General features: G+C 59.8%; 11 protein-coding genes. 4 read left to right on the top strand and 7 right to left on the bottom strand.

Annotated elements, in window-relative coordinates; translation table 11 throughout:
* Positions 1-7 precede the first annotated feature (7 nt).
* The 6 genes from KBX14_RS00735 to KBX14_RS00710 form a co-directional block, all read right to left on the bottom strand.
* Positions 8-292, bottom strand: a complete 285-nt coding sequence (locus tag KBX14_RS00735; protein ID WP_256041674.1) for an acylphosphatase — start codon at positions 290-292, stop codon at positions 8-10.
* A 3-nt stretch (positions 293-295) separates the two neighbouring features.
* Positions 296-1,831 carry a sodium:alanine symporter family protein gene (locus tag KBX14_RS00730; RefSeq protein ID WP_256041673.1) on the bottom strand — a complete coding sequence of 512 codons (1,536 nt, stop codon included), beginning with the start codon at positions 1,829-1,831 and terminating at the stop codon, positions 296-298.
* 28 nt (positions 1,832-1,859) lie between these two features.
* Positions 1,860-2,696 (bottom strand): bifunctional DNA-formamidopyrimidine glycosylase/DNA-(apurinic or apyrimidinic site) lyase, encoded by an 837-nt coding sequence (gene mutM / locus KBX14_RS00725; RefSeq protein WP_256041672.1) that lies wholly within the window; start codon positions 2,694-2,696, stop codon positions 1,860-1,862.
* Between the two features lie 3 nt (positions 2,697-2,699).
* Complete coding sequence (gene rnc, locus KBX14_RS00720; protein WP_071572495.1) at positions 2,700-3,485, bottom strand: ribonuclease III; 786 nt, start codon at positions 3,483-3,485, stop codon at positions 2,700-2,702.
* Positions 3,482-4,018 (bottom strand): DUF177 domain-containing protein, encoded by a 537-nt coding sequence (locus KBX14_RS00715; RefSeq protein WP_070362261.1) that lies wholly within the window; start codon positions 4,016-4,018, stop codon positions 3,482-3,484. Before KBX14_RS00715 ends, rnc begins: the two co-directional genes overlap by 4 nt.
* 63 nt (positions 4,019-4,081) lie before the next feature.
* Entirely contained in the window at positions 4,082-4,813 is a 732-nt protein-coding gene (locus KBX14_RS00710) for a DivIVA domain-containing protein (protein WP_070363481.1), read from the bottom strand.
* Between the two features lie 74 nt (positions 4,814-4,887).
* On the opposite strand from KBX14_RS00710, the gene KBX14_RS00705 reads away from it, so the two are divergent.
* Entirely contained in the window at positions 4,888-6,012 is a 1,125-nt protein-coding gene (locus tag KBX14_RS00705; RefSeq protein WP_256000299.1) for a glycerate kinase, read from the top strand.
* On the opposite strand, the gene KBX14_RS00700 is transcribed toward KBX14_RS00705, so the two are convergent.
* A complete protein-coding gene (locus tag KBX14_RS00700; protein WP_070362260.1) occupies positions 5,982-6,380 on the bottom strand; it encodes a hypothetical protein in 399 nt (132 codons plus the stop codon). The two genes, KBX14_RS00705 and KBX14_RS00700, sit on opposite strands and share 31 nt — an antisense overlap.
* A gap of 39 nt (positions 6,381-6,419) precedes the next feature.
* Between KBX14_RS00700 and KBX14_RS00695 the strand changes: the two genes are divergently transcribed.
* From KBX14_RS00695 to KBX14_RS00685, 3 genes are all read left to right on the top strand, one after another.
* Positions 6,420-7,742: a DUF4921 family protein gene (locus KBX14_RS00695; RefSeq protein ID WP_176754849.1), complete on the top strand. Its 1,323-nt coding sequence runs from the start codon at positions 6,420-6,422 to the stop codon at positions 7,740-7,742.
* A gap of 97 nt (positions 7,743-7,839) precedes the next feature.
* Complete coding sequence (locus KBX14_RS00690; RefSeq protein ID WP_070362259.1) at positions 7,840-9,096, top strand: amidohydrolase; 1,257 nt, start codon at positions 7,840-7,842, stop codon at positions 9,094-9,096.
* A gap of 65 nt (positions 9,097-9,161) precedes the next feature.
* Positions 9,162-11,558 carry a glycogen/starch/alpha-glucan phosphorylase gene (locus KBX14_RS00685; RefSeq protein ID WP_256020250.1) on the top strand — a complete coding sequence of 799 codons (2,397 nt, stop codon included), beginning with the start codon at positions 9,162-9,164 and terminating at the stop codon, positions 11,556-11,558.
* Positions 11,559-11,678 lie beyond the last annotated feature (120 nt).

Below are 11,678 nucleotides of genomic sequence, written 5' to 3'. Positions count from 1 at the left end.
GGTGAGTTTACCGTTCGTGGAAGCCTTCCGCCCCACGAGGCTCACCGTACTGCGCGACTACTATGTCCACGCGGCCTGGTCGTTGCGTTGAGGAGGGCTGTTCTTCCAGTAGTCGCTTCAGCGTATCGACGTCCCCGTCGTCGCCTTCCGCGACTACTTCAACGCGGCCGTCGACAAGATTCTTCGCATACCCTCGCACACCGAGCTCCAGGGCTCGGCAGCGAGTCCACCACCGGAACCCAACACCTTGGACGCGGCCGTGCACGAACGCGGTCATACGAACAGAGGCCATAGGCTACTTCAAACCGCCCTGCTCGTTGTCCTCGCCTACTGCACGGGCCTCGGATGCGGCGATGCGGTCCTCCAGGCTGCGGCGCGTTACTGGGTCGGAGCCATCCCAGAACTCTACGTTCTTGACCTCAGGCATCATGTCGCGGTGGAACACCGGGTCGATGCCCTGGACGCGCTGCTCGTTGTAGTTCTTGAGCAGCTTGATGGCGACACCCGCAAGCGGGACGATCGCGATGATGTTGATGATGGCCATCGTGCCCGCCATCGTGTCGCCAAGCGACCACACCAGCGGAATCGAGCCGAACGCTCCGAAGAACACAAAGACGATGACACCGCAGCGGAAAACGTTCAGCACCGTCTTCGAGTCCGAGAGGTACTCAATATTCGCCTGCGCAAGGTAGTAGTTACCGATCACTGACGAGAACGCCAGGAAGAAGAGAATGAACGTGATGAAGTGCGTGCCCCACGCACCCACCGTTGCCGCCAAGGCGGACTGTGTCAGCGATGCACCCTGTACATCATCCAAGCCGTAGTTGATCTCAGGGCCGAGCAGCACGACGAACGCCGTAATCGAGCACACAACGAGGGTGTCGAAGTACACGCCGAGCGTCTGCACCAGTCCCTGCTTCACCGGGTGCGATACCGTCGCAGTAGCCGCTGCGTTCGGAGCGGACCCCTGGCCGGCCTCGTTCGAGAACAGACCACGGCGCATACCCCAGACAAACGCCATACCCAGCGTCGCACCACCAACCTGCTTCAGCCCCAGGGCGTGGCCGACGATCAGCGCGATCATCCCTGGAACTTCCTGAATGTTCAGAATGACTACCAGCAGGCCAACCAGGATGTAGGCGACCGCCATGAAAGGAACGACGACCTGCGTGAAGTTCGCGATACGGGTCACACCGCCGAAGATGATGGCAGAAGTCAGGGCAGCAAGGATCACTGCCACAATCAGCTTCAGCGTCATCGAGTCGGAGCCAACAGAACCGCCGACGGCCTCAACGATGGAGTTCGTCTGAATTGCGTTGTACACAAAGCCATAGGTGAACGAGAGCGCAACAGCGAAGATCACGGCGAGCGGGCGCCACCCGAGTCCGCGCGTCATGTAGTAGGCGGGACCACCGTGGTAGTTGCCGCTTTCGTCTTTCGTCTTCCACAGCTGTGCGAGCGTGGACTCAACGAACGCGGTAGCGCCACCCACAATGGCGATCATCCACATCCAGAACACTGCGCCAGGCCCGCCAACCGAGATCGCGAGAGCGACACCAGCGATGTTGCCCGTGCCCACGCGGGAAGCAGCGGAAATGGTAAACGCCTTGAACGCAGAAATACCGCCGTATTCTTCGTCCAAATCGCGTCCGTCACGGTCTTTGCCCTTCGGGGTTTCGGTAACCGCCTTGAACATTTCCGGAAGTAGTCGGACCTGTACGAACAAGGTACGCAGCCCGAAATAGACACCCGCAGCAAGCAGGAGCCACGGGACAATGTCCCAGATGATGCCGTTGAGAGTTCCGTCAATGAACTCGGTTGCTTTTTCCATGCGGAGAATCCTAGTCGCAATGACAGGATTATTCGCGATTTTGCTCAGGATCCTGGCATGTTGGGCAGTAATAACTCGACCGCTGGTTCACGACCGTCTTCACAATGGCGTCCCCGCAGCGGGCGCAAGGTTCACCCGCGCGCCCGTAGGCATTCAGCGAGCGGGCAAAATACCCCGAGGCACCATTGACGTTCACGTACAAGGAGTCGAAGCTCGTTCCGCCTTGGGCGAGTGCACGCTCCATGACGTCACGTGATGCGTCGAGAAGCTCGACCGCACTCTCCTGAGCGAGTGTATCTGCCCGTTGCCACGGCGCGACTCGCGCGGCCCACATCGCCTCGTCAGCGTAGATGGAGCCAATACCGCTCACCACGGCTTGATTGAGCAGCACCGTTTTGACGGCCGATCGCTTTTTACGCATCAACGCCGCAGTTTCGTCAACATCGAAACCCGCCTCGAAGGGATCCATCGCGATGTGGCTCGCGAGTTCAGGGATACCGTCGACGAGCTGGCAGTATTGCCACGAGCCGAACGTGCGCTGATCCACGAAGACCAGTTCCACGTCGCCCATCCTGGCGCGAATCCGCGCGTGTGGACTGTCCACGCTGCCCGGCGCGGCGACCAGCATCTGTCCGCTCATCCTGAGGTGTACCAGGAGGCAGCCCCCGTCGGAGAGGGTGAGCCAGAGGAATTTGCCGCGACGTCCGGTACCAGTGACGCGAAGCCCAGGCAGGATCGTTGTGAGGTCGACGGTGCTGTCCCTGACTGCTCGGGGATGCGCGACCTCGATACTGTCGAATGTCCTGCCAACAATGTGCTCGTTCAGGCCCCGACGCACGACCTCAACTTCCGGCAGTTCGGGCATCAGCTACGCCTTGTCGTGGGTCTGCTGCTCAAGAACGAGCGCTTCCGGGTGCTTCTGAAGGAACGCCACTGCTTCCCTGGCTGCTTCTTGCTCGGCGAGCTTTTTGTTGTGCGCCACTCCACGTCCGCGGTTTTCACCAAGAATGATCGCGTACGACGTAAATTCGAGGTCGTGCTCGGGGCCTTCAGACGTCGTTTCGTACTCGACCATTGGGATGCCACGTTCCGCGAGGCGTTCCTGCAGCACAGTCTTCCAGTCTTGCCTGTGGCCGTGTGCCGTCGCGTTGTGGAGCTTCTCGTGGAAGAGCTTAAGAATTACGTCGCGGGCTGCTTCGAATCCGTGCTGCCGATAGATCGCGCCAAAGAGCGCCTCCGTCGTATCGGCGAGGATGGACTCTTTGTCCCTGCCACCGGTATGCAACTCGCCTTTTCCAAGCAGCACGTACTTACCAAGCTCGATGCCACGGGCGACATCCGCCAACCCGTAGCGTGACACAATTGAGGCCCGCATCGGGGAGAGCACCGACTCGGAGCTCGAAGGGTAGATCTCGAAGAGCTTCGTGGCTACGGTCAGACCGAGCACTGCGTCTCCGAGAAACTCAAGCCGCTCGTTATTTGGCAGGTAGTCGTGCTCGTTGGCAAAGGAGCGATGTGTCAAGGCGAGTCGCAACAGTTCGTCGTCCAGATCCACACCCAGCCACTCGAGCAGAGGCGCATGGTCTACTTCGGAGAACGCGCTGTTCCACGCTTCTTCGCCGCTGACGCGATTCTTCTTTGAACGCCGGCTCATAGGAACTTCTCCAATCCAGCCCAGCGCGGATCCACCGCGTCGGTTGCTTCGCCGCTGATGCCGTCTGGTGCCGGAACGTCGCTGTCTTCGGGGCATGCAGGCTGGCAGGTCGGGTTAAACGGCAGTGTGAGGCCAGCTTCGTCGACGAAGGCCTGCTCGAGATCAACCGTTTCTTCCACGATGCGCATGATCTCATCCCCGGATCCTGCGTCTTCCTCTACTTCTTCATCACCCTGGATGAAGTCGTCGCCGTTAGAAAACACCTGGGAGACACGCAGCGTTTCCGTCGGCTGCAGGGTGCGCAGGCAGCGTACGCACTGCCCTTCCAGTACCGCGGTCACGGTGGCGTCGACCATCACGCCAGAACCGAGCGGGGTCACGGTAGCGTCGACGGCCACCTCCTGGCCTTCCGGAATTGCGATCATCTCCGGCCCGATGCGGGAAGGAGCTGGGCCCACGTTGTGGACAACTACCGGCATGCCGTCGCCGTGCAGAGCGTCAGCTACTTGAATAATGAAAGGATTTTTAGCCATAGCAACCCAAACTCTACATCGGTTTTCTTCCGGAAGTGCTACCTGGTTTTCTCTTGTGCGTTCCTAATGCTCGCCGTAGTCGTAACGCTCCGCGCGTTGGCTGCCGCCTGAGACGCCGGCGCCACGCCGGAGCGCAGAACGGTCCTTAGATACTGTGCGAAGCACTGCGGAAAGTGACTCCTCAAACTCCGCAAGCTTGGAATCCACAAACTCGTCGCACTCCCCGCGCAGACGCGAGGACTCCGCGTGCGCCTGCTCGACCAGGCGGTGCGCCTCCTCGTCTGCGCGACGCATGACCTCTGCCTCGGAAACAAGGTGTTCCTGCTGCGCCAAGCCCTCATCAATTGAGCGCTGGTATTCTTTCTGACCGTTTTCAACCAGGCGCTGAGCTTCTTCCTGTGCTCGCGCCACGGTGGCTTCCGCGTCTTCGCGTGCGCGGCTGACCATATCGCGGGAGTCCTCTTCAGCGTTGGTCACCAGCATGGTCGCGTGGGACTGGGCGTCGTCAATCATTTCTTGAGACTGCTCGTTTGCCTCATCCATAATGTGCTTCGCGTCTGCATTGGCTTGAGCCACCAAATCGTCCGCGCGTTCCTGTGCACCATGCAAGATAGCGTCCTGCCGGTCGAGGACATCTTGGGCGTCGTCCATCTCATTCGGGATTGCGTCACGAATATCGTCTAACAGCGCAAGCACTTCGTTGCGCGGCACGAGGCAAGAGCTTGATATTGGCACGCCGTAGGCCTGCTCGACGATTTGGACGAGTTCATCAAGTGCTTCAAAAACGCGATACATGTCGGTCATCGTACCCGAGAACCACTGCGCTGAGTGTGCAACACAACGGAAGGTATGCACTACACTTTGCCCTCATGGATGAAGCATTGCGTACCCCAACCACAGTCACCATCGCCCCAGACGCATTCAAAGGCACGGCGTCGGCTGAGCAGGCCGCAACGTGGATCGGAGAAGGCGTCCGCGAGATATTAAAGGACGCAACCATCAAACTCGCCCCAATGGCCGACGGCGGCGAAGGCACCTCCGAACTGTTCAAGGGCGAGCGCATCACCCTGCCCACCACGGACGCCGCGGGGCGCCTCACGGAGGCTACCTACACCTATGATGCCGCTTCAACCACAGCGTTTATCGACGTCGCTGCCGCCTCTGGGCTACCCGCCGTCGCAGATTCACCAGTTCCGTTGACCGGCGATACCTACGGCACCGGAGTGCTCATCGCCGACGCACAAACCCGTGGCGCAACACGGATCGTGCTCGGCTTGGGCGGCTCGGCAACCACCGATGGTGGCACCGGCATTCTCGTAGCCCTTGGCGCGAACCCCGTCGACGCTGAGGGCTATCAACTCAAGCCTGGCGGCGGCGACCTCGAGCGCCTCGCGGACCTCGATACCGCAAAGGTCAACATTCCCGCAGGCGCGCTCGACTGGGTACTACTCACCGATGTGGATTCGCCCGCCACGGGACCGGAAGGCTCCGCCGCTGTATTTGGACCTCAGAAGGGCGCTTCCGAAGAAGACGTGGCCAAGCTCGACCGCGGGCTGGCCAGGCTGTGCGAAGTAGCAGGTCTCGACCCCACTACTCCGGCCTTCGGGGCTGCGGGTGGAATCGCGATCGGCATCACCTGGCTATCAACGCTCCTGCACGGCGATGCCAGCCACGTCTCCATCTCCCCCGGTGCGCCCGTCATCGCGAACGCCAGCGGGCTCGCAGATCTTATCGCACAGTCCGGACTCGTCATCACCGGCGAGGGACGCTATGACGCCCAAACCGCCGCTGGCAAGGTTGCCAGCACGGTAAGCGACCTTGCCGCTGATGCAGGTGCTGTCTGCGTAATTGTGGCGGGTAGCTTCGACGCCGAACCCGCTGGTGAAGCAATCGCAGTCCCCCTTGAAAACATCGCTGACACCAGTGAGCAACTCCGCCGCGCAGGCCGCGAGGCGGCGATTCGTTACCTGAACACCTCGACGGTCCAGGGGTAAAGCGCAGGCGTCTCAAACTGGTCTTGCTGCTCCAACGCGACGGGGTCTGATGGAAGCTGCGCTCGCGGGGTCAGAATCCGCGACAGGCCCATCGCCAGGCTGTTCAGGCTCCTCGCGCCTTCAACCTCGATGTCGTAGCGCTGGAGGGCGGCACCCTCTTCTTCAGCCGAGACCTGCCTGTCCTGCACGTATGTTGCTTCCAGTTCCTCGGTGACCTCGCTAGGCAACGCTACATGCGGGGTGTACACAACATTTCCGGCAGTGAGTTTTTCGCGCCGCACCAAAATATCGATTGCGCGCTGGTACGCCTCCGCCAACTTTTCTGCCGACGCATCGGGGGCCAGCACATGGAACTGAATGATCGCCATGACGAACAGGCTAATACACCGGGGAGTAACGTAGCAGGTATGACTTTTCCAGTGCACTCGTATCGTGACGCCCTGACGACCATGGCTGACGGCACGATCAAGCAAGTCAACCCATTTTCCGGCACCGAGGTTTGGACGGTCCCAGGCAGAGGAAACCGGCCCCTTTCCCACCCCTCAGGGACCCCGCACCCGCTCAGCGATTCCGACTTTCACGAGCACTGCAACTTCTGCGACGCCCACCAGTTGCGCACCCCGCCGGAGAAGTCGCGCATGGTGCGCACCCGGGATGGTTGGGAGATCGTCCGCAACGCGATGCCCGAAGAGCTCGACGCCACCACCGCCGAGTTCCGCCGCGTACCGAACCTCTTCGAGATAGTCTCCTACGACTACTGGGCAAAGAACTACGGCTACAGCATGCCCCAGTCCCAGCAGGAACACATGGACCGCTACCTCGCGGACCCCGCCGGCAAGGCCCACGTCCTCGACATCGTTCGCACCCGCCTCAAGGCCTCCGGGGAGAATCCCGACCGCGACGAGGCGTCACTTTTGGAGATCGCGCCCGCGTATTTCGGCGGCGGCCACGACGTCATTATTGCTCGACGCCATTTCGTCGACGGTGCCACCGACGACACACAGCTAGCAAGCTCCGGAACACTCACCGAAGACGAGCACGGGGCCTTCTTCAAGTTCACAGTTGATTCCCTCCACGACCTCGTCGTAAAGAATCCCTACTCCCCGTACGTCGTGGTCTTCCAAAACTGGCTTGCGCCTGCTGGCGCCTCCTTCGACCACCTGCACAAGCAGCTCGTCACCGTCGACGCGCGTGGCGTGCAGGCCGAGATGGAGATTGCAAAGCTGCGCCAGAACATCAACATGTATAACGAATGGGGAGTGAACTACGCGTTCTACCACAACCTGGTGATCGCGGAGAACGACTTCGCAATCGCCATCGCAGGCATCGGGCACCGCTACCCCACTGTCTCCATCTATTCCAAGTCCGCAACCTGCGCACCTTGGGAGCAGTCGGAGCAGGAAGTGCGCGGTCTGTCGGACCTCGTGCACGCGATCCACGCAGCGATGGGACCTGAGGTCGCGTGCAACGAGGAGTGGCACTACCGGCCTGTGGATCTGGACCTTCCGATGCCATGGAGGGTGAACATTAAGTGGCGTATTTCTACACTCGCGGGGTTCGAAGGCGGCACTAAAATCTACGTCAATACGCTTTCCCCGTTTGATGTTCGTGACAAAATGGTGGACAAACTCTACCGACTCCGCGATGCCGGGAATGTGACAAAGTCGCTGCGTATTGCCACAGAATGTGCCCCGTCACGCAACTCTCTCCTCTACAACCCAGTCCTTTAGACCAAAGTTGTTTATACCTTCCTCCCAAAAGACTGGTATTACTTAATGTGATGGTAGTTAAGCAAGCACGTGCGGAGTGACGCACAGAGGGACGTACATGATCAACATCAACGATATTCTCAACAGTTACGTCGTTGACGAATCGTGGCAGCGTGCATTCTACGAATTCATGCACACCACGCCCGAGCTATCGATGCAAGAAGAGGAGACGCACCAACGGCTCCTCGCCGAACTTACCCAGTTCGACTGCGAAGTAATTGCACCGATTGGGGGCTACGGAATCTGTGCGGTCTTCCGCAACGGTGACGGGCCAACTGTACTGTTCCGTGCCGACTTCGATGGGCTCCCAGTTACGGAATCTACCGAAGTTCCATACGCTTCAAAGAAGAAGGTGCGTCTTGAGGACGGCACGAGCGTCGGCACTATGCATGCTTGTGGCCATGACATGCACACCACGGCACTTCTCAGTATGTGCAGTTTTATGGACAACACCCGCCACGCCTGGCGTGGGACGTTCATTGCACTGTTTCAGCCAGGAGAGGAGCTGGGGGTAGGGGCAGAAGCGATGGTCAATGACGGGCTTCTGGAGCGCATCCCGCGTCCTGATGTCTGCTTTGGCCAGCATGTGATGCCCGGACCTGCGGGAACCGTGATGTCAAAAGCGGGTCCCCAGTTCGCGGCATGTGACTCCATCAGGATTACGATCCCGGGGCGAAGTGCGCACGGCTCTATGCCACACAACGCCATAGACCCAACGTTTACGGCAGCGATGATCATTGCCCGCCTGCAAGGTCTCGTGGGCCGGGAAGTCGATCCTTCTGACTTCGCAGTCGTCACCGTTGCCAGTTTGCACGCTGGAACGACGAACAACATTATCCCCGACTCCGCGGAACTCGTACTCAACTGTCGCTTTTATCAAAACAAGACAAAAGAGCAGATGTACGCCTCCATCGAGCGGGTTGTTCGCGCAGAGGTGCAAGCATCTGGTGCCACCGAAGCGCCTACGTTCGAGTACTTCGCTCACGGAGAACTTATGAGCAATGACGCCGAGGTGTACGCAAAGGTCCGCCAGTCTTTCGACGAGGTTTTCAAGCATGAGTCTGCTGAAGCCGACCGAAAGACAGTGTCTGAGGACTTCCCAGTCATCCCCCTGGCGTTTGACGTGCCGTACTTCTACTGGCTTATCGGGTGCACCCCGAAGGCACAGTGGGATGAAGCCGTTGCGGCAAATAGAGTCGCGGAAGACATTCCAGTCAACCACATGCCGACCTTCTTGCCGGACTACGCACCCACGGTGAAAGCAGCTACCAATGCCGGACTCACGGCAGTTCTGACGTATCTTGCTCAGCCATAGCGCAACGCCGTTCCGGCTGAGCACGACGCATTCCAATTCGACACATCAAGAGATCTGAGGTTTTTATGAAGAACACTGTAGGAACATCGGTACCGGCACTGCAGGACACTGTCGCCGGCCATGTTCGTGGTTTCTCTGGACGCAGCCCGCAGGCATCCACCAATAACAAGTTTTGGACTGGCCTCTCGGCCGCCGTTGTGGAGCAGATTGCCGACAAGTGGGATGCAACCCAAAAGGCCTACTCGGCTACTCGTCAGCAGGCGTACTTCTCCGCAGAGTTCCTGCAAGGCCGTGCACTGCTGAACAACCTCACGAACCTGGGCATGGTGGAAGAGGCTGAGGCTGCAGCAGCAGAGCTCGGCCACAACCTGACCGATGTCCTCGAGGCAGAGCACGACGCCGCGCTGGGCAACGGTGGCCTTGGCCGCCTCGCGGCGTGCTTCCTGGACTCCGCAGTGACGCAGGACTACCCGGTCACCGGCTACGGCCTGCTCTACCGCTACGGCCTGTTCCGCCAGGAGTTCGTCGATGGCTTCCAGAAGGAGCACCCAGATTCCTGGAAGGAATCGTTCTACCCGTTCGTTGTTGAGCGCACCTCCCAGCAGCGCATCGTGAAGTTCGACGACATGACGGTTCGAGCAGTACCGTTCGACATGCCGATTACCGGCTACGGCACCGATAACGTTGGCACCCTTCGTCTGTGGGACGCATCCCCAATCCACGAGTTCGACTACGATGCGTTCAACTCGCAGCGTTTCTCCGACGCCATCCTGGAGCGCGAGGCTGTCCACGACATCACCCGCGTGCTCTACCCGAACGACACCACGTACGCAGGTAAGGTGCTGCGCGTCCGCCAGCAGTACTTCTTCGTTTCCGCTTCGCTGCAGGAGATGATTGACAACTACATCGAGCACCACGGCGAGGATCTGAGCAAGTTCCACGAGCACAACTCAGTGCAGCTCAACGACACCCACCCGGTGCTGGCGGTTCCGGAACTCATGCGCCTGCTCATGGACGAGCACGGTCTTGGTTGGGAAGAGGCGTGGAACGTCACCACCCAGACCTTCGCGTACACGAACCACACCGTGCTCCAGGAGGCTCTGGAGACTTGGGACGAGTCCATCTTCAAGCAGCTGTTCTGGCGTATCTGGGAAATTGTCCTGGAGATTGACCGCCGCTACCGCCTCGACATGGAGTCCCGTGGCATTGGCCCGGAGGACGCACACCACTACTCCCCAGTCCACGACGGCAAGGTGCACATGGCGTGGATCGCCTGCTACGCTTCGTACTCTGTGAACGGCGTGGCTGCGCTGCACACCGAGATCCTGAAGCGCGACACGCTCAACTACTGGTACTCCATGTATCCAGAGCGCTTCAACAACAAGACCAACGGCGTCACCCCACGTCGCTGGCTGCGTATGTGCAACCCGCGTCTCGCATCCCTGCTCGACCGCCTGTCTGGTTCTGATGAGTGGACCACGGACCTGTCCAAGCTGAAGGAGCTGCGCAAGTACGCTGATGATCCTGCAGTGCTCAAGGAACTGCGGGAGATCAAGGCTGCTAACAAGCAAGACTTCGCTCGCTGGATCGAGCAGCGTCAGGGTTCGGTCCTCGACCCGGACTCCGTCTACGATACGCAGATCAAGCGTCTGCACGAGTACAAGCGTCAGCTGATGAACGCGCTGTACATCATCGACTTGTACTTCCGCATCAAGGAAGACGGCGAGACCGACGTACCGAAGCGCACCTTTATCTTCGGCGCGAAGGCTGCACCTGGTTACACGATGGCAAAGGGGATCATCAAGCTCATCAACGCCATCGGCGAGCTGGTGAACAACGACCCAGTCGTTTCGAAGTACCTGCATGTGGTCTTCGTGGAGAACTACAACGTCTCCCCTGCTGAGCACATCATCCCGGCAACGGATGTTTCCGAGCAGATCTCGACGGCCGGCAAGGAGGCGTCGGGCACCTCGAACATGAAGTTCATGATGAACGGTGCGCTGACCTTGGGCACGATGGACGGCGCAAACGTGGAAATCGTTGACGCTGTCGGTGAAGAGAACGCCTACATCTTCGGCGCTCTCGAGGAGGATCTGCCTGAGCTGCAGCGCTCCTACGACCCGAAGGCTACCGCCGAGCAGACCCCAGGCCTGCACCGTGTGCTCAACGCACTGGTCGACGGCACCCTGGACGACTGCGGCACCGGCGCGTTCCACAACATCCGCGCTTCCCTGCTCGAGGGCTTCGGCTTCGACGAAGCCGACGTCTACTACGTGCTGGGCGACTTCGCGGACTACCGCGCAACCCGCGACCGCATGGCCAAGGAGTACTACGAGGACCCAGATGCATGGGCACGCAAGTGCTGGATCAACATCTGCGAATCCGGTCGCTTCTCCTCTGACCGCACGATCCGCGATTACGCGAACGAGGTCTGGAAGATCGAGCCGACGCCGATTAACTAGCCTGTAGCTCCTACTACAAAAGGCCTGCCGCTGTTGCTTCGCGGCAGGCCTTTTGCGTGTCCCCCATGGATTTAGCGAGCTACAAGCCGAGAGATGAAAAACACCCCGGAGCAGCTGCCC

It is taken from the genome of Corynebacterium sp. CCUG 61414 (genome assembly GCF_024453945.1).
GTDB classification, from domain to species: Bacteria; Actinomycetota; Actinomycetes; order Mycobacteriales; family Mycobacteriaceae; genus Corynebacterium; species Corynebacterium pseudogenitalium.
The sequence above is the reverse complement of the archived record's forward strand: the minus strand, read 5'-3'. Positions and strand labels throughout refer to the sequence as shown.